Annotated in this window: 18 protein-coding genes; 9 read left to right on the forward strand and 9 right to left on the reverse strand. The window is 45.0% G+C overall.

Going from position 1 to position 17051, the window contains the following annotated elements; all coding sequences use genetic code 11:
• Positions 1–26: 26 nt before the first annotated feature.
• From rpsO to BLT41_RS13665, 9 genes are all read right to left on the reverse strand, one after another.
• Entirely contained in the window at positions 27–296 is a 270-nt protein-coding gene (rpsO, locus tag BLT41_RS13625) for a 30S ribosomal protein S15 (RefSeq protein WP_092162102.1), read from the reverse strand.
• A gap of 68 nt (positions 297–364) precedes the next feature.
• The gene (truB, locus tag BLT41_RS13630) at positions 365–1303 is read right to left on the reverse strand and encodes a tRNA pseudouridine(55) synthase TruB (RefSeq protein WP_092162104.1); all 939 of its coding nucleotides are present in this window, start codon (positions 1301–1303) and stop codon (positions 365–367) included.
• An 11-nt stretch (positions 1304–1314) separates the two neighbouring features.
• Positions 1315–2283, reverse strand: coding sequence for a DHH family phosphoesterase (locus BLT41_RS13635; protein ID WP_092162106.1), 969 nt, complete (start codon positions 2281–2283; stop codon positions 1315–1317).
• Positions 2246–2599, reverse strand: coding sequence for a 30S ribosome-binding factor RbfA (rbfA, locus tag BLT41_RS13640; protein WP_092162108.1), 354 nt, complete (start codon positions 2597–2599; stop codon positions 2246–2248). The genes BLT41_RS13635 and rbfA overlap by 38 nt, the downstream gene beginning before the upstream one ends.
• A gap of 41 nt (positions 2600–2640) precedes the next feature.
• Positions 2641–2928, reverse strand: a complete 288-nt coding sequence (locus BLT41_RS13645) for a DUF503 domain-containing protein (RefSeq protein WP_092162110.1) — start codon at positions 2926–2928, stop codon at positions 2641–2643.
• A gap of 52 nt (positions 2929–2980) precedes the next feature.
• Positions 2981–5905 carry a translation initiation factor IF-2 gene (gene infB, locus BLT41_RS13650; protein ID WP_092162112.1) on the reverse strand — a complete coding sequence of 975 codons (2925 nt, stop codon included), beginning with the start codon at positions 5903–5905 and terminating at the stop codon, positions 2981–2983.
• A 6-nt stretch (positions 5906–5911) separates the two neighbouring features.
• A complete protein-coding gene (locus BLT41_RS13655; protein ID WP_092162453.1) occupies positions 5912–6142 on the reverse strand; it encodes a YlxR family protein in 231 nt (76 codons plus the stop codon).
• Positions 6143–6157: 15 nt separating this feature from the next.
• Positions 6158–7573 carry a transcription termination factor NusA gene (gene nusA / locus BLT41_RS13660; protein WP_092162114.1) on the reverse strand — a complete coding sequence of 472 codons (1416 nt, stop codon included), beginning with the start codon at positions 7571–7573 and terminating at the stop codon, positions 6158–6160.
• Between the two features lie 75 nt (positions 7574–7648).
• Entirely contained in the window at positions 7649–8116 is a 468-nt protein-coding gene (locus BLT41_RS13665; RefSeq protein WP_092162116.1) for a ribosome maturation factor RimP, read from the reverse strand.
• Positions 8117–8578: 462 nt separating this feature from the next.
• Here BLT41_RS13665 and BLT41_RS13670 point away from each other — a divergent pair, with 462 nt between their 5' ends.
• The 9 genes from BLT41_RS13670 to flgK all read left to right on the forward strand — a co-directional run bounded on the left by BLT41_RS13670 (position 8579) and on the right by flgK (position 17050).
• Positions 8579–8851 carry a hypothetical protein gene (locus BLT41_RS13670; protein WP_092162118.1) on the forward strand — a complete coding sequence of 91 codons (273 nt, stop codon included), beginning with the start codon at positions 8579–8581 and terminating at the stop codon, positions 8849–8851.
• A gap of 182 nt (positions 8852–9033) precedes the next feature.
• Positions 9034–9801: a flagellar basal-body rod protein FlgF gene (flgF, locus tag BLT41_RS13675; protein ID WP_092162120.1), complete on the forward strand. Its 768-nt coding sequence runs from the start codon at positions 9034–9036 to the stop codon at positions 9799–9801.
• A 17-nt stretch (positions 9802–9818) separates the two neighbouring features.
• Positions 9819–10601 (forward strand): flagellar basal-body rod protein FlgG, encoded by a 783-nt coding sequence (gene flgG, locus BLT41_RS13680; protein WP_092162121.1) that lies wholly within the window; start codon positions 9819–9821, stop codon positions 10599–10601.
• Positions 10602–10672: 71 nt separating this feature from the next.
• The gene (flgA, locus tag BLT41_RS13685; RefSeq protein ID WP_092162122.1) at positions 10673–11680 is read left to right on the forward strand and encodes a flagellar basal body P-ring formation chaperone FlgA; all 1008 of its coding nucleotides are present in this window, start codon (positions 10673–10675) and stop codon (positions 11678–11680) included.
• Between the two features lie 21 nt (positions 11681–11701).
• Positions 11702–12400 carry a flagellar basal body L-ring protein FlgH gene (locus BLT41_RS13690; protein WP_092162123.1) on the forward strand — a complete coding sequence of 233 codons (699 nt, stop codon included), beginning with the start codon at positions 11702–11704 and terminating at the stop codon, positions 12398–12400.
• Positions 12401–12460: 60 nt separating this feature from the next.
• The gene (locus tag BLT41_RS13695; RefSeq protein ID WP_092162124.1) at positions 12461–13594 is read left to right on the forward strand and encodes a flagellar basal body P-ring protein FlgI; all 1134 of its coding nucleotides are present in this window, start codon (positions 12461–12463) and stop codon (positions 13592–13594) included.
• Position 13595: 1 nt separating this feature from the next.
• Positions 13596–14354 carry a rod-binding protein gene (locus BLT41_RS13700; RefSeq protein WP_092162125.1) on the forward strand — a complete coding sequence of 253 codons (759 nt, stop codon included), beginning with the start codon at positions 13596–13598 and terminating at the stop codon, positions 14352–14354.
• A gap of 78 nt (positions 14355–14432) precedes the next feature.
• Positions 14433–14912: a flagellar export chaperone FlgN gene (gene flgN / locus BLT41_RS13705; protein ID WP_092162126.1), complete on the forward strand. Its 480-nt coding sequence runs from the start codon at positions 14433–14435 to the stop codon at positions 14910–14912.
• Complete coding sequence (gene flgK / locus BLT41_RS13710; protein ID WP_092162127.1) at positions 14912–17050, forward strand: flagellar hook-associated protein FlgK; 2139 nt, start codon at positions 14912–14914, stop codon at positions 17048–17050. Before flgN ends, flgK begins: the two co-directional genes overlap by 1 nt.
• Position 17051: the final 1 nt, after the last annotated feature.

The raw sequence follows: 17051 nt of genomic DNA on the forward strand, positions 1-17051 counted from the left end.
AGGTAATACCTCCCCCAAAAAACAACTTATTTGCGAAGACCAAGTCTTGCGATAAGATCACGATAACGCTGAATGTCTTTAGACTTCAGGTATTTCAGGATGTTTCTGCGCTGTCCTACCATTTTCAGGAGGCCTGTGCGGGAATGAAAGTCCTTTTTGTGAGTCTTGAAGTGGTCAGTAAGATACGTAATCCTTGCAGTAAGGAGTGCTACCTGTACTTCAGGGGAACCGGTGTCTCCAGGTGTTGTCTGATAGTCCTCAATTACTTTTGCCTTATCTACAGCAGTCATTACCACAGCGATACCCTCCTACGCGCCCGTGCGCGATGTTCTGTTTGTGCCGGAAGTAAAATTCCCACAGGGAATCAACCCCACAAGCCGCGAAGAACAGTCCAGTGCAGACGATTATCAATAATCTTGGCTTCCGCTAAAGATAGCGGAGTGCCGTCGGAGGCAAGAAACATAGCCCTGTCTCCTTCGATTAAAGCAATTCCGACTGATCCGGGCACATTTTCGACCGGGATTCTTGTTCCGTTCATGATCTCGGTTGCCATCTGTTCACCCACAGTGAACTTAGGCCAGTGAGGCAGTGCTTCCGCAATAGGAATAACACGGCTCTCAAAACCGTCAGGATCGTTAAGAACCTCGTCTAAATCATGTGCATCCGCCAACCTGAAAGGTCGGCTTTCTTCACGCTTAAGTGATTCCATTACTGCGCCGCATTCGAGCCGCATCCCCAAGCTGTGGACGAGGGAGCGAATGTAGGTGCCGGCAGAGCACCCAACTCGAAAACGGGCCATTGGCAGACTCACTTCCAACTGTTTAGCTTCAAAAATTTTAATGCTCTTGATCTTGACGGGAATTTCCTCGCCATTTCGAGCCAGCTCATAGAGCGGTCTGCCCTTGTGCTTAGCTGCCGAATATGCGGGAACTTCCTGACTAGTCAAGTCATTCCATGCTAAAATTTCATTTTCGACCATTTTTTCCGTAATGCCGGAAATGTCATGGGTCGAAGTTTCTTGGCCTTGAATATCGTAAGTGTCTGTAGTTCTACCGATAATCAGGCTTCCGGAGTAAATTTTTTCATTTTCAGTCAAATACGGGCCGAGCTTGGTGGCCTGCCCGAGCATTACCAGCAAAACACCCTCAGCAAGAGGGTCCAGTGTGCCGGCATGACCTATTTTATATTGCATCAATTCCCGTTTGATCGAGTTGAGGCAATCTGCTGAAGTCGGGCCTGAAGGTTTATTCAGGACGAGGACTCCATGTTTCTGATGAGGGCTTACGCGAGGTTTTCTTCCCACAGGATTATCCTTTATATATGATATAGCTTTTCAGCTAAAGCTGTGGTGAGTCTGGAGCGAACATTTGCAGCAGAGCTTTCAATCATGCCGCCGCTGGCGTTTTTGTGTCCGCCGCCGCCAAACATTGACGCGATCATCTGAACATTGTCAGAACCTGATGAACGCAAGCTGAACTTAAATCTGTGCTGAGAGTCTTCGCGGACAACAATTGCAACACGCACATTACGAATTCTGCGGATGAAATTGACTAAACCTTCACAATCCGGGCCGCCGGTATTTGTGTCAGTCAGCATTTCTTGAGTGACGAAAATTATCGCTGTCTGGTCATTATGATACAGTTCAACTTTGTCCAGCGCAAGGGTCCATAATTTGATCCGTTTCATAGTCCACTGGTTGCGAATTTTTGGAACGAATTCGTCTAACTGTAGGCCGTGTCTGATGATATCGGCGATTATTTCAAGTGTCTCAGGTTTGGTGTTCCCGTAAGTGAAAAAACCGGTATCTGTGGCGATTGATAAATATAGTGCTTCACCAATAGCGCCTGAAAGAGAAATTTTCAGTTCACGTGCGATAAGCGTGATCATTTCACCGACAGCAGGGCGTGTTGTATCTACCCAGTTGATGGTGGCAAAATCAGTATTGCCCATGTGATGATCAATGTTTATGGATTTTTCAGGGTCCATAGCATTCATGAGAGTTTCACCCATGCGCGGAGCATCGCCGCAATCCAGAATTATGTACCAGCCGTCGAATCCTTTAGGGATTTCGGTCAGCATGGGAGCTGGAAATTGGAGCCATTCCATAGACTCGGGAACGCCGCTCTGGTTATAGATGCGAAACCGTTTTCCGAGAGATTTTAAGATGAAACCGAGTGCGGCAGTAGAGCCTAGTGCGTCACCATCGGGATGGTAGTGTGCTGCAATAAGAAAATCGTCTTCACCCTTAAGAATCTGGCAGATCTCTTTGAATTGGTTTTCCATATACCATCTCCTCAAGGAAATTATCGTGAATGAATGTGAGCTGTGGAACCTGTCTGACTCTCATGCGCTTGCTGAGTGTGCTGCGCATATAACCGGCAGCGTTCTGCAGTGCTTGTTGTGCAGAAGCAATTCGTTCTTTGTCTCCTGAAAGAGTAAAAAGAACTTCAGCAAATTTGAGGTCTTTATTGAGTCTGACTCCGCTGATTGAAACAAGTTCAAGACGCGGATCTGCGACATCTTCAATAAGCATTGTTGCGATTTCTCGCATTATCATGTCACCCATTTTTATTGAGCGGCGTGATGTGGACGTTTTCATATCTATCTACCTTTAAAAAAAGACTATCCTGGCCGTTGTGGTCAGGAACTAAAAAATTCGGTTTTACAGTGCACCAATTCTGCCGGGGAAATTGCTTCAATCATGGATAGCGCTTTTGATAATCTACTTTCAACTTTACGAGTTTCGCCTGCTACTGTCACTACTGCCAGGACCAGTCTTTCATGGGAGTCTTGCGCTTCTATCTCAGAAACTGATACATTAAATTTATTACGCAATTTTTGTTTCAGGCTAAGTGATATTTTCCGTTTGCCTTTTAGAGACCTGTTCCCGTGAAGTCTGAATTCCAGTGAAAGTACGCCGATTATCATTTGGGTGCCGGAAATTTAAAAAAGGGGCGGCAAGTGCCGCCCCTATGATTTGTTATGCGAGAGTTCTTGCTACTTCGACTTCTTCAAAGGCTTCGATTGCGTCGCCTTCCTTAATGTCGTTGTATCTTTCAAGTCCAACACCACATTCGTAGCCTTTTGCTACTTCTTTAGCGTCGTCTTTGAAACGTTTGAGCGAGGTCAATGTTCCGGTATAGATTACAACACCTTCACGCAGAAGTCTGACTTTAGCATGTCTTGTGAGTTTTCCGTCTATAACCTTACAACCTGCAACTGTTCCGATTTTCGGTACAGTGAATACCTGCTGAACATCAGCCTGACCTAAGTAGTTCTCCTTAATATCAGGGGAGAGCATACCGGCCATAGCGTCTTTGATTTCGCTGACCAGTTTGTAGATGATGTCGTAGAAGCGGATTTCCACTTGTTCACGTTCAGCCACTTCTTTGATTTTAACAGTAGGTCTTACGTTAAAACCGATGATGATGGCCTGACTTGCAGATGCGAGCAGAATGTCAGATTCTGTGATGGCACCGGCTCCTCCGTGAATGACGTCAACTTTGATTTCTTCAGTAGCAAGTTTTGCGAGAGCTTCGGCAATTGCTTCAAGTGATCCCTGTACGTCGGCTTTAAGAACCACGTTGAGGGTCTGAATTTTTTCATCAGGTTTTGAAGCAAGGAAGGATTCAAGAGTAACCTTGGATTTTCCTGCAAGCTCACGTTCGCGATGTTTCAGCTTACGTTCCTGAGCAATTTTACGAGCAATTTTATCGTCAGCTACGCAGATGAATTCATCACCTGCTAGAGGTATTCCGTCAAATCCCTGAATTTCTACAGGGAAAGCGGGGCCAGCTGTTTTTATATTTTGTCCAAGGTCGTTGAACATGGCTCTGACTCGTCCGTGGTAAAGTCCGCAGACGAAAGGATCTCCCTGAGTGATGGTTCCTTCCTGAATCAGGACGGTTCCGAGAGGGCCACGACCCTTGTCGAGTTTTGCTTCAACAATGTTACCGCGAGCTGATTTGTTCGGGTTGGCTCTAAGTTCCAGAACTTCTGCCTGGAGCTGAACCATTTCGAGCAACTGATCAAGTCCTGTGCGTTCTTTAGCTGAAACGGGAACGAACATTGTGTCTCCGCCCCATGCCTCTGGTACGAGGTCGAAATCAGCAAGTTCGCGTTGAACTCTTTCAGGGTTGGCTCCTTCTTTATCCATTTTGTTGACTGCAACAACAATGGGAACTCCGGCAGCCTTGGAATGGCTTATCGCTTCACGGGTCTGGTCCATAACTCCGTCATCGGCGGCGACAACAAGAATTACGATGTCAGTAACCTGTGCTCCACGGGCTCTCATGGTTGTGAAAGCTTCATGGCCGGGAGTATCAAGGAATACGATATCTCCGCGATTGGTGGAGACATGATAAGCACCGATATGCTGTGTTATGCCGCCTGCTTCACCATCGGTAACAGTACTGTGACGGATGGCGTCAAGCAGTGATGTTTTACCATGGTCAACGTGTCCCATGATGGTAACGATGGGAGGACGAGGCATAAGTTCTTTTTCATCATCAGCTTCATGTACCGGTACTAATAATTCTTCTTCGGAGAAGGATACGTTTTCGATTCCGTATTCAAATTCTGCTGCAAGCAGGGTCGCTGTATCCAAATCAAGAGACTGGTTTATGGTCGCCATGACTCCGAGAGCGAAGAGAGTTTTAATAAGCTCTTGCGCTTTGAGTCCCATCTGGTGAGCCATATCAGCCAGTCTGATAGCTTCATTGAATTTTACTTTACGCTTTGCAGCCTTCAAAGGCTTCTGCAATACAGGCTCAACTTCTTTATGTTTGCCTTTTTTGCCTTTTTTCTTGTGACGGAACTTACTATCCATATCACGTTCTTGATTGGTCTTTTTGTTATCTTTACCAAACTCAACAACGCGTTTATCTTTCTTGAATTTCTTCTTTTTGCTCTGGCCTTCATCTGAGCCTGGCTGAGGAGCACCCGGAACTGGTCTTCCGCTTGTAGCTGGTCTGCCACCCGGAGCTGGTCTGCCACCTGGAGCTGGTCTACCGCCTGGAGCAGGTCTACCGCCTGGAGCTGGTCTACCGCCTGGAGCTGGTCTACCACCTGGAGCTGGTCTACCGCCCGGTCTGGCCGCAGGTCTACGCTCTGGCAGTCCTCTATCTCCGGCAATTCTTGCACCTGCTGGACCTTCTGCCGCACGCTGTGCAGCTTGAAGATTAGGATCGGGCCTTGAAATAATTTTTACCTTAGGAGGCTCGATTTCTTTCTTTTTCTTGCGTTTTTTCTTTTTAGGCTCGGAATCTTTCGCCTTAACGTCTTTTTTATCAGCAGCGGGCTGTTCTTTCTTTTGTTCGCTAGTGGCTTTTTCTACAGGGGGAGCCGAAGCAGCTACTTTTTTGGGAGCTTTTTTCTCGGCTGAGTCCGCAGATGGGGGTGTTTCCGCTTTTTCAACCGGTGCGGTTTCTTCCTTCACAGGAGCTTCATCTTGTTTCTTTTTCTCAAGGTCTTCAGGCTTGATAATTTTAACAAGAGGTTTAGCGTCCTTAAGAGGTTCTTTCTTTTTAGCTTTTTTCTTTTTAGCAGGGGCAGCTTTTTCGGTTGCCTCTTTTGCGTCGGCAGCAGGAGTTTTGACGTCCTTTTTAGCTGGCTTTTCAACAGGAGCTTTTTTAGCTTCAGTTGTTTTTTCTTCCGGCTTTTCAGCTTCGTCTTTAGGTGGTCCGGCTTTACGACGGCGCACTATAACTCCGGGCTGAACTTCTCTTTGAACAACATTTGAGGATGCTCCGGCAAGTTCTTTGCGGATGGTCTGAGCGGAATCCGCATCAATGTCCGCAACAGTACTTTTTGCCTGCACTCCTAAATCTCGCAACTTTTGAAGAATATCCTTGGGATTGACGCCTAACTCGACGGCCAATTCCTTAACTTTTATCTTTGCAGTCATATAACACTACCCCCTGAATTTCTTCTTGCGCGGCTTAAAAAATTTAATTTTTTCCAGACAGCGTTCATTTTCGCAGACGTAGTATCCGCGTCCATGCATTATTTTCTTGTTGTCCGGAATAAGCTCGTAGTCGGAAGCCCCCTTGCCGATAACGAACCTGAGTAGGTCTTTTTTGGCAAATCGCTGCCTGCAAATCACGCACGATCTGACTGGATCATTTCCGTCAGTGCTATCCATTCCGGTCAAAGACTACTACTCGCTTATTTCTTTATCAGTTTCCGAAGTTTGGTTTTCTTCGGATTTACTTTCTTCAGTTTCAGTTTCTACAACTGAGACATCTTCGGTTTCTTCTTCGGGAACATTTGCTTTTCCCTCAGCTTCTTCCAGAGATGCTTGTTTGATTCTCAAAGATTCTTCCATGTAAGATTCTTCATCTTCACCCATGCCAAGCAGCTTAATTGCTGATTTGATATCGGCTACTTTTGAAGGAGTCATATTCTCAATTGTCATGAGAATTTCTTCAGAAGCTCTGGCAATCTGATTGACGGTCTCGAAACCGGCTGAAATAAAGTTATCAAGATTTATTTCAGCAACGCTTGCAAGCTGGTCCATTCCTTTGCTTGCTGCGTTCATTTCGCCGTAGCGGCTCTCGGTGAATATATCAATTTTCCAACCGAGCAGTCTTGATGCCAACTTAACGTTTTGTCCTTTACGGCCAATTGCAACAGTAAGCTGGTCGTCAGGAACAACCACTTCAAGAATTTTTTCATCATCATCAACGGCAATTCTGGAAATAATAGCAGGTGAAAGTGCATTCTGGGCATAGACAGCAATGTCCTGACTCCAGACTACGATATCAATTCTTTCACCACGGAGTTCCTGAACTATGTTCTGGATGCGGGAACCGCGAATACCTACGCAAGCTCCTACAGGATCAACATCTCTGTCCAGTGAGTTAACAGCAACTTTGGCCCGGAGACCTGGATCACGGGCTACACCCATAATTTTTACTGTATCATCGTCAACTTCAGGAACTTCTCTCTTGAAAAGTGCGGTCATGTAATCAGGGTGAGAACGGGACACAGTTATCTGAGGTCCGCGTGCTTCTTTCTGTACATCAATGAGGAAAGCCTGAACTCTGTCTCCGCGTTTGTATCTTTCGCGGGGAATCTGCTCGTTTTTAGGCAGAACGGCTTCAGTGCGTCCCAAGTTGATAATCCAACCGGAACGGTCTCTGCGCTGAATAATACCGCTGACGATTTCGTTTTTGCGGGATTTATATTCATCGTAGATAATTTCCTGTTCAGCATCACGCATGCGCTGAATAATTACCTGCTTTGCGGATTGAGCTGCGATTCTTCCAAGATCTTCGATTTTGAGCTTAAAGCCCATTTCGTCGTCGACCTGAACATTCGGATCATGTTCTTTAGCTTCTGAAAGGACGATTTCGCTTATCTCGTCAGTTACTTCTTCAGCAACTACTTTAAACTGGTAAACTTCAATTTCACCGATATCTTCATTATAGTTGACTTCGATATCCATGGCGTCGCCATATTTGCGAGCCACAGAAGAACGAACTGCTTCTTCAAGTGTATCTACCAGAAGATCTCTATCGATCCCACGGTCTTTGCTGATTTGATCGATCGCTTTTTTCAGTTCAGATCCCATGTCGCTCCTCCGCTTCGGTACATTGTTCAAGGCATATAACGCGTACCGGCAAGCCAAATAATTGCCTGATTTGTATTATTTAAACTCGTGAATGAGTTTTGCTTTTCTAATTCTGTCCCATTCCAGTTTGACAGGCTCTTCCTGATCTGCAAGCTGGAGCACTAAACCTTCATCGTCGGTTTCGATTAAAATTCCGCGAAAGTTTTTACGCTCTTCAAATGACATGATGAGTGCAACTTCCAATTTTTTACCGATGTTGGCTGCAACCTGTTCAGGTTTGAAAAATTTGCGTTCTAATCCCGGAGAGGAAACCTCTAAAACGTATGCGTTGTCGATAACTTCTTCAACTTCAAGCATAAGTCCTATTTCTCTGCTCACCTTGGCGCACTGATCAATGCTGACACCCGACTCGTTTTCAATATAAATGATTACGGTCGGACGGTTTGCGGAGGTCACTTCAACACCCCAAAGTGAAAGTCCCATGGCACCGAGTGCAGGTTCCACGAAATCACTTATTTTCTTGGCTAATGAGCCTTGCTCCACGATAATCCCCGTTTTTATTGTCGCTTGGCGACCAAAATAAAAAAAGTGGACCCGAAAAAGGCCCACCTCAGCATCTTAAACCCAACAAAAAGGTTACAGTATGAGGCCTGATGCGGAGTGAAGAGGTGTGCCAAGCTTCTTTTACGAAGTATATTGTTCACCAAATAACAAACTCTGAGATACACCCGCACCGAGGACAGCAACTTAGGCGTATCGATTTGCAATGTCAAGCCTTGTGATTTTTAAAGCTGAGAGGCTTTTGGTACTGTGGGAGAGTCTTTTTACTCAGTCCGGGTATCTTGTAGAATTAATACCATATAAGATAGGCTTACAGCAAATCATATTCGCAAGTGTAAATTGTAGGGGATTTATCATTATTTTAAGACTAGCTTGATGATTTGACTTGTTTGGATCATGTGTTATTTTATAAGTAGATATACTTAAATAAAAAGCGGGTGAACTATGCCTATTCTTACAGATAATATTATAGCAGGGCCAGCAGGGCACATCACAGCCGGACCAGCCGGGTCTTTTACCGCGGGTGGTCCCGGTGTTGTTATAGCAGGGCCGGCAGGTCATGTTCAAATTTTACCGGCGACTCAAGGTGTAAGAAGTGCTGATGCCACCATGGCCTTCGAAGTTTTGGATGCGACTCAGGGTTTTCAGGGCGCGGACGCAACTCAGGCTATTTTCCCGGAATCATCTGTCGGGGTTGTTATTCATTATACCGCCTGATTATATCCCCATAAATATGTTTTGAACTGTCCCGGTTGAGTTAACGCTCAACCGGGATTTTTTTATTCAAAATCATTCTTCTCACTCTTCATACCTCATCATCTGATTTTTATCTTTTGTTCATATTGGCCTGCTGTTTGCAAGTACAGTTGCAAGCAATCGCCTTTTTTAGGAGAAAAGATATGCAAACCAGTACATTTAGTGCCCTTTTTGGGGCCATGTCCAACGAACACAGGGTCAATATCAGCGCCAATAATTTGGCGAACGTGAATACTACAGGCTTTAAACGGGACACCTGCGCTTTCGAAGACACTTTTGTTAAATTTGCTCACGATTACGTTGTGGATGCAAAGCCGTTCATACGGGATAAAAACTTGTTTCCGGAGCCTAAAATAATGGCCCGTCCAAGATTGTCTGAAGAAGTAATAGATATGTCTCAAGGCTCTTTTCAAAAAACCGGTAACTCACTTGATTTCGCTATCAGGGGTGACGGATTTTTCAAAGTTCAGAAGGACGGAGGCGAGTTTTACACTCGTAACGGTGTATTTACTCTTTCTCCTGAAGGAAACCTGATGACTGAGCAGGGTTATCCTGTGATGGCTTCCGGGGGTGTTGTGGCGATCCCTCCAAGGGCTGAAGTTACAGTTGATGGAACCGGAGTTATCCGGGCGAACGGGGAGGAGCTTGCGCAGCTTGATTTTGTTGAGGCTGTAGACCCTCGAACCGTAAAGAAAGAGGGTGAAAATTTGTACACAATCGGCGGAGAGGTTCTTCCTGGAACCGGAGATATTCTTCAAGGGTTTATTGAAAAATCAAACGTTGAAGTTGTAACTGAAATGGTCTCTATGATCGAATGTCAGCGCAGCTTTGAAATGTATCAGAAAATGATTTCCGGCACTGATGAGCTTGACAAGAAGGTCATTCAGCAAGTCGGTCGATCAGCAATGTAACATAGGGGGATAGAGTTATGATGCGTTCTCTTTGGACAGCGGCAACAGGAATGGTTGCACAGCAGACCCATATTGATGTTCTTTCGAATAACCTTGCCAACGTAAATACTCAGGGTTTTAAGAAAAGCAGGGTTGAGTTTGAGGATTTGATGTACCAGACCATGCAAATTGCCGGAACTCAGGTTCAGGGTGGCAACAGGCTTCCTACAGGTATGCAGATTGGTATGGGTGTTAAGGAAGTAAGTATCCATAAATTTTTTAGTCAGGGTTCTTTTGAAAATACTGGGAACCCGTTGGATTTGGCAATTGAAGGACGTGGTTTTTTCCGTATCGATCATAATGGAGAGGATGGTTATACCCGCGCCGGAGCATTTAAACTTGATAATGAAGGGCGTGTTGTAACCTCTAACGGATATGCACTCCAGCCTGAATTTGTTGTTCCGCCTGAAGCTGTTAACGTTGTTGTCTCTGAAAAAGGACATATGGCAGCTCTTGATAAGAACGGTATTGAATTGGCGTCATCTGATATTCCTGTTTATGATTTTATCAATGAAGCCGGACTTAATGCTATCGGTAAAAATCTCTATGTGACAACTGAAGCTTCCGGTGCGCCAGTAGAAGGTGTCCCCGGAGATGATAGGTTCGGAACCATTTCTCAGGGGTATCTTGAAGGGTCAAACGTGGAATTGGTAGATGAAATGGTAGGACTTATTGTCGGACAGAGAGCTTATGAAACTAACTCTAAAGTTCTGACAACTTCAGATTCTATGCTTCAGACCGCAATTAATGTGAAAAGATAAACCGGGTGAAGGGTAATGTCGTCTTTAGGCGGGATTACTTGATTTCTCCTGCTCGGAACAGGGTGGTACTTATGACGTTTGCAGAAAGATATATAAACCTTAGCAGAGCATCAGTAATGTTTCTGGTAATAGCAGCTATGGCCGTTCTGGCTGTTACTTCTGCTGATGCGGCAACAAAGGAAAATAATGATTGGCGTATAGTCATCAAGTCTGCTGCAACTGTTGACGGTCCGAGAGTCAGGCTTGGAGATGTTGCTGATTTTTATGGCAATCTTCCGGCGGAAACTAAAAGAGATCTCTCACAAGTTGAGTTATGGAATGCTCCGCCCAGAGGACGCAAAGCTATAAGTGTTAACCGTACGAAACTGAAAGTCATTTTAAAGCACTATCTCGGTGATATGATCTCAAATTGCGTACTTCCTGCTACTTTGACTATTCAGTCGGGCGGTAAGGTTATGAGCGGTGCAGAGCTTCAACGAGTGGTTGTCAAAGTCTTGACTCCTCATGCCAGAGCTTTTGATGGTAATTACAAATTCAGAGATTTCAAACTGCCGGATCATCTTTTTTATTCTGATGAAATGGACAGTTTGAAAGTTCAAATGCCGCGGAATTTGAAGCCTGGAAATAATTCTTTCAGAATGGAAATAGTCAGCGTCGACGGACAGGTTTTGCGTAATTTGTCCGGTAGTGTGTTTATGGATCTTTGGAAGCCTGTTCCTTGTCCGGTTCGCCCCCTGAATCGTAAGGAAATACTTACACCAGACCTGATTACTTGGAAAAATCAAAATATGGCTCATATGGGTGACAGGGCTTGGGATGGCAAAGGCGGTCCTTGGAGAGTCAGGGTTCCTATCGGAACCGGACAGCCTATTATGAAGTCTTCCATTGAGCCTGCTCCGGTCATCGCACGCGGGGATAAAGTCTCCTTAGTTTTTCAAAGTGCTCACCTGCGTTTGACTACTCCCGTCGAGTCATTAGAGGACGGAGGAGTTGGGCAGACTATAACGGTACGCAATTTGCAAACTAAAAGAAAAGTTATTGCTAAAGTTCTCAACGCTCAGACTGTTTCAGTCAGGTAAGTAACAGTGGAGGAAGGAAAAATGAAAAAATCAGTATTGGCAGTTTCGCTATTAATAATCCTTAGTGCCGGATGCACACCTGCCAAGCAGACCCCAACACCTATGCCGGTTATGACTCCGCCAGTATCTTACGAACCGGAAGTGTTGAATAATCCGGGATCTCTCTTTTTACCTTCAAATTCAGAATATCTTTTTGATGACAACAGAGCTCGCAGAATCGGCGATATAGTTGTTGTGACTGTTACTGAAATCAGCAAGGGCAAGCATACTTCGAATTCAAAAGCTGAGCGTGAAAATAAAACAGGTATGAGCGTCTCGAATTTCTACGGGGGTCCTTTAGCTGTAGTTGATGCTTTCAACCTTAAGGGAAATGCCGGAGATACTCCGCTTATCGGCTCTGATACTTCCAACAAATTTAAAAGTACCGGCGAAACAAAGAATGAGTCGACTCTCACAGCTTCTGTTGCCTGCCGGATAGTTAGAATTCTTCCCGGCAATGTCATGCAGGTTGAAGGAGCAAGACAGGTCAGAATTAATGAAGAAACACAGGTTCTGGTTGTTCGCGGTCTGCTCAGGCAGAGAGATATCGGCCCCAGCAACACTGTGCAGTCCAGTTATCTTGCAGATGCTCAGATTGAAGTCTACGGACGCGGCATTCTTGCAGATAAGCAGAGACCCGGATGGCTCTCAAGAATTCTTGATAACGTATGGCCTTTCTAGTCAGCATAATATTTTCAGCAGTTTAATTTCGAGTCAAAGTTGACCAAACCGGAGGATAAGATGAAACGCGGTAATAGGATGAACAATATATCAGCAGGGTTTACGGCAACCATACTGCTTTTGTTCGTCATATTTATGCACGCACAGCCGGTAGAAGCTGTCCGTTTGAAGGATATTTCTTCTTTCAGCGGTGTGCGTGACAATGCTCTGGTCGGATACGGTCTTGTTGTCGGTCTTTCGGGCACCGGTGACGGATCTAATTCAGCTTTCACGATTACCTCCATGATGAACATGCTCGAAAAAATGGGTGTGCAGGTTGATCGCAGCTCCATCAAGCCCAAGAACGTTGCGGCGGTAATGGTAACTGCTAAAATGCCGGTATCTGCCAAGCCCGGCGCACCGCTTGATGTAACAATTTCATCCATCGGTGACTCTAAAAGTCTTTTCGGCGGAGTGCTGCTGCTTACACCTCTTAAAGGTATAGACGGAAATGTTTATGCCTTGGCACAAGGAGCACTTACTGTAGGTGGTTTTTCGGCCACCGGTGAAGCCGCAACTGCTTCGAAGAACGTCGTAACTGTTGCCCGAATTCCTAACGGGGCAACAATTGAAAGATCAGTTTCTTTTACCTTTAATAAGCAGAGAAAGATTACCATCAATCTCGGTATGTCAGATTTCGGAACCATCATGCAGGTTGTTAAAAGGATAAATACTGCTATCGGCGGGAAATACGCTACAGCAGTTGATGCTTCAACTGTCGATCTTGCCATCCCTGATAATTTCAGAGGAAATATGGTTCCTTTGATGGCTTCTCTTGAGAATCTTGAAATCAGCCCGGATGTAAAAGCGAAAGTCGTGGTTGATGAAAAGACAGGCACAGTTGTTCTTGGACGTAACGTACGCCTGACCAAGGTCGCAATCGCTCACGGAAACTTGCAGGTTATCATTGCTGAAGGCGCAGATGTCAGCCAGCCCGGTCCGTTTGCTCCTGAAGGTGCTCAAACAGTCACCACTCCTGAAACAGACTTACAGGTTGAAGAAGATAATAACAGGCTGATGCTTGTTGAAGGTGCCACCTTGCAGGAACTGGTTGACGGATTAAATGCTATCGGCGCAACCCCGCGTGACCTCATATCCATTCTCAGGACAATGAAGGTTGCCGGAGCACTGCACGCAGAACTGGAGGTCATATAACATGATTATCACCGGACATGATGCTGCTACAGCAAAAGCAAGTGCCGAAGGTCAGGAACTGCTTGGTTTTAAGAATCAATTGAATTCTCTTAATGACAAAATCTCAGGCGGCAAAGATGTCGAAGAAGGCCTCCGCACCGCATGTAAGAAGTTTGAAGCTGTCTTTATGGGTAAAATATGGAAGCAGATGCGTAAGGGTGTTCAGAAGTCCGGTTATCTGAGCAATAAGTATGAAGATCAGTATACTTCAATGTTTGATAAAGATTTTTCGGAAAAGCTTGCTGATGGCGGCGGAATCGGACTCGGAGATATGCTCTATCAGCAGCTCAGGTCAAAGCTTGATAACGCCAGCAAAGCGACTCTTCCCGGAACCGGAAATTCTACAGGACTTAAGACTCTTGATGAAGTAGGGCGCAAAGGTTCAAGGGAAGGTGATCATCTTAAAAAGAATGAAAATATCGGGGCTAACGGTGTTCCTGGAATTCCACTTCCGAAGCCGGGGATTGCTCTGGATGACACAGATTTTCCTTTTGCTCATCAGGTTGAAAGAAAGCTGTCTCGTGAAATGGAAGCTATAAATGAAGAGACTGAGTCCGGAACTGAAAAGTCCGCTGTGAAAGACGTTTCTTTTTTGAGCAGACCGGAAGCAATGGCCAGGATTGAAAATTTGGCTCGAAGAATTGAGATGGAGCATGACAAGAAAGTTTATGGAAAGGGAGTCACTGCTGACGAAATTGGCAGGAAACTTGCTGGTATATAAGTACAGGATTTGTAGATTAAAAAAGAAAAATTTATCAATCTTAATAAAAATAGATAGTTAGCCGCTGGGGGAGATGAAATGATTAGACTCATACAGGAAAATATTAACAGACAGTCAAAGGCTGTGTTGTTGCTTTTCATGCTCCTTAAGGAAGAATTTTCCTTACTTATGAATAAAGATCCTCATGGAGTGACTAGAGTTGAGATGGTAATTCAGGAGCTTATGCGCCAGATTGCCTCTGAACGTATGTCTCTTAGAGGGTTAGTTCAAAAAGTTGACCCTGCTGCTAAGAGAATGAAAGAAATTTTGCCGGCACTTGCTGATGAGCAGAGAGAGAAAATTGAGGATCTGCTCGCCCTGATGGATACTCGTGAACAGGAGTGCGCGGTTCAGGCCACTAAGAATCAGCAGCTTGCACAGGCCTTGCTGGATCAGTCCTCTTCAATGCTTGATTTTTTGCATCGCGAAATAACACCTAAGAATCATAATGTTTACTCCGCTCGCGGGAGATATCAGAACGTAGCACCACCAGCAACACTGATTAACGGGAGATTGTAATGCCCGGCGTAAATTCCCTTTTTAACTTAGGCACTGGGGCTTTGTTTGCCTCCCAGTCAGCCATTCAGGTTACCGGTGATAACATTTCGAATGTTAACACTGAGGGGTATTCACGTCGTAACGTACGTCTTGAAGAAAATGCCAGCATCAACTGGAAGCCCGGTCAGATCGGTACAGGTGTCAGAGCTGCTGAAGTTTATCGCAATTTTGATCAGTTTATCGAGAACAGCTATAACGATAAATCTTCCCAACGTGAACGCTGGGATTCTCTGTATAATACCCTTGGCAGTGTAGAGAGTCTTTTTAATGAATCACGCGGTTATGGTATCAACTCCAGTTTGACAACATTTTTTAATGACTGGCAGGATCTCGGTCAGCGTCCGAATGATGCCGCTTCCAGACAGCAACTTTTGAACGATTCCAAAAACATGGTCAGCAGTCTGAACAGTATGCAGGGAGATTTGACTCGCTATCAGGAGCAGGTTGAAGATTATATCAGGCAGGACGTAAATTCCGCCAATGATCTGATGACTCGTATTGCGGATATCAATGGGCGTATAAATGTTGAACAGATTGACGGTCAGAACAATCCGAATGCTCTTTATGATGAGAGAGCTCGTTTAGTTCGCGATCTGTCAAAGATAATGGATACGCAGACAATTGATAACGGCAAAGGGAGCATGACCATCATTACCAAGGCCGGACAGACTTTGGTAGATGGCGACAAACATTTCAGTCTTTCATATGAAGGTCCTCGCAGTCAGAATAATCTGAAGCCGGATTCTGATTTTGACGGACAAGCCTATTTCGATGGTTCAAGTGAATTTGAATATACTCTTGATGTTGTAGATTCAGGCAAGAACGTTGGTTCAGGTGCCGGCGCTGCACAGTTCAGAGTCTCACTTGACGGCGGGAATACATGGCTCAAGGATGACGAAGGAAACACAAGAACATTCTATGCCCGCGGTGAAGATAAGGCCATACAGGTTGATGATCTGAAAATATGGTTCGGAACCGCTGATGATTCCGGTGCGGTCCCTGCAAATGATTTTACTAAGGGTGACAGATTCACCGTTGTTCCCAAGAGTGCCCTTTACTGGGTACAGAATACTTCCACCAAGGAAAACATCACTCCACAGACTTCTTTCTCCGGTCAGGATGATAATAGAAGACTCTGCGGCGGTACTTTGACAGGTTATTTCTCTTTCAGAGATGAGCATGTAGGCAAATACAAGTCCCGCATGGATGCTCTGGCGAATGAAATGATCTGGCAGACAAATAGAATCCATTCACAGGGGTCCGGGCTTAAGGCTCATACTTCAATGGAAGGAACGTATTCTGTTACAACCGATGATACTGCTCTCGGCAGCGGTTCATCAGGATTGGCTTTCGCAGACAAACTCGAATCCGGAAATGCCATGATGTATTTCTATGATTCAACTACCGGAGAACTTGCTTCTTCTGCTTCTTTCGGTCCTCTTGATTTTAGCGGAATAATTCCTCCCGGAATTGAAAATTTCGATCCTGATCAGCATTCAATGAATGATGTTGTCTCCGCCATAAATGACACTTTCGGATCTTATGTTGATGCTTCGGTTGTTAATCACAAGCTGCAGCTTAACGCAAAGCAGGGTTATGAGTTTCAAATGGGGACCGATACATCTGGACTTTATGCAGGTCTGGGTTTGAATACATATTTTGCCGGTTCCGGCGCAAGTGATCTTTCATTGAATCCAAAAATCAGTGAAGATGTCGGGTATATTAATGCCGGGCATGTAAACGGAGCCGGAGAAGCCAACTCCGGAGACAACACGACCGCACTGAAAATGAAAGAGATGGCTCAGAACAGGGTGACGATTACGACTCCTTTTGACGGGACGACCAATCAGACTCTTATTGAGTATTACGACTCTACTGTCAGTGTTGTAGGCGCGGATACAAGTACTGCGAAATTTAATTTTAATTTTCAGAATACTTTGGCTTCTGATCTCAATCAGAAGCAGCAAGAAATTTCAGGTGTTAATATTGATGAAGAAATGAGTAACCTTATTAAGTTTCAGCATTCTTACACCGCAGCGGCAAAGCTTATTACAACCGCTGATCAGATGCTTCAGACTGTTCTCGGGCTGAAGAATTAAG

This window comes from Maridesulfovibrio ferrireducens (assembly GCF_900101105.1).
Taxonomy (GTDB): Bacteria; Desulfobacterota; Desulfovibrionia; order Desulfovibrionales; family Desulfovibrionaceae; genus Maridesulfovibrio; species Maridesulfovibrio ferrireducens.

Coding starts and splice junctions, on each gene's coding strand:
- infB (WP_092162112.1), bottom strand. CDS start 5,905: ATGACTGCAAAGATAAAAGTTAAGGAATTGGCCGTCGAGTTAGGCGTC.
- nusA (WP_092162114.1), bottom strand. CDS start 7,573: ATGGGATCTGAACTGAAAAAAGCGATCGATCAAATCAGCAAAGACCGT.
- flgG (WP_092162121.1), top strand. CDS start 9,819: ATGATGCGTTCTCTTTGGACAGCGGCAACAGGAATGGTTGCACAGCAG.
- BLT41_RS13695 (WP_092162124.1), top strand. CDS start 12,461: ATGAAACGCGGTAATAGGATGAACAATATATCAGCAGGGTTTACGGCA.
- BLT41_RS13700 (WP_092162125.1), top strand. CDS start 13,596: ATGATTATCACCGGACATGATGCTGCTACAGCAAAAGCAAGTGCCGAA.
- BLT41_RS13655 (WP_092162453.1), bottom strand. CDS start 6,142: ATGGATAGCACTGACGGAAATGATCCAGTCAGATCGTGCGTGATTTGC.
- flgN (WP_092162126.1), top strand. CDS start 14,433: ATGATTAGACTCATACAGGAAAATATTAACAGACAGTCAAAGGCTGTG.
- flgK (WP_092162127.1), top strand. CDS start 14,912: ATGCCCGGCGTAAATTCCCTTTTTAACTTAGGCACTGGGGCTTTGTTT.
- BLT41_RS13635 (WP_092162106.1), bottom strand. CDS start 2,283: ATGGAAAACCAATTCAAAGAGATCTGCCAGATTCTTAAGGGTGAAGAC.
- BLT41_RS13645 (WP_092162110.1), bottom strand. CDS start 2,928: ATGATAATCGGCGTACTTTCACTGGAATTCAGACTTCACGGGAACAGG.
- flgF (WP_092162120.1), top strand. CDS start 9,034: ATGCAAACCAGTACATTTAGTGCCCTTTTTGGGGCCATGTCCAACGAA.
- BLT41_RS13690 (WP_092162123.1), top strand. CDS start 11,702: ATGAAAAAATCAGTATTGGCAGTTTCGCTATTAATAATCCTTAGTGCC.
- rbfA (WP_092162108.1), bottom strand. CDS start 2,599: ATGAAAACGTCCACATCACGCCGCTCAATAAAAATGGGTGACATGATA.
- flgA (WP_092162122.1), top strand. CDS start 10,673: ATGACGTTTGCAGAAAGATATATAAACCTTAGCAGAGCATCAGTAATG.
- BLT41_RS13670 (WP_092162118.1), top strand. CDS start 8,579: ATGCCTATTCTTACAGATAATATTATAGCAGGGCCAGCAGGGCACATC.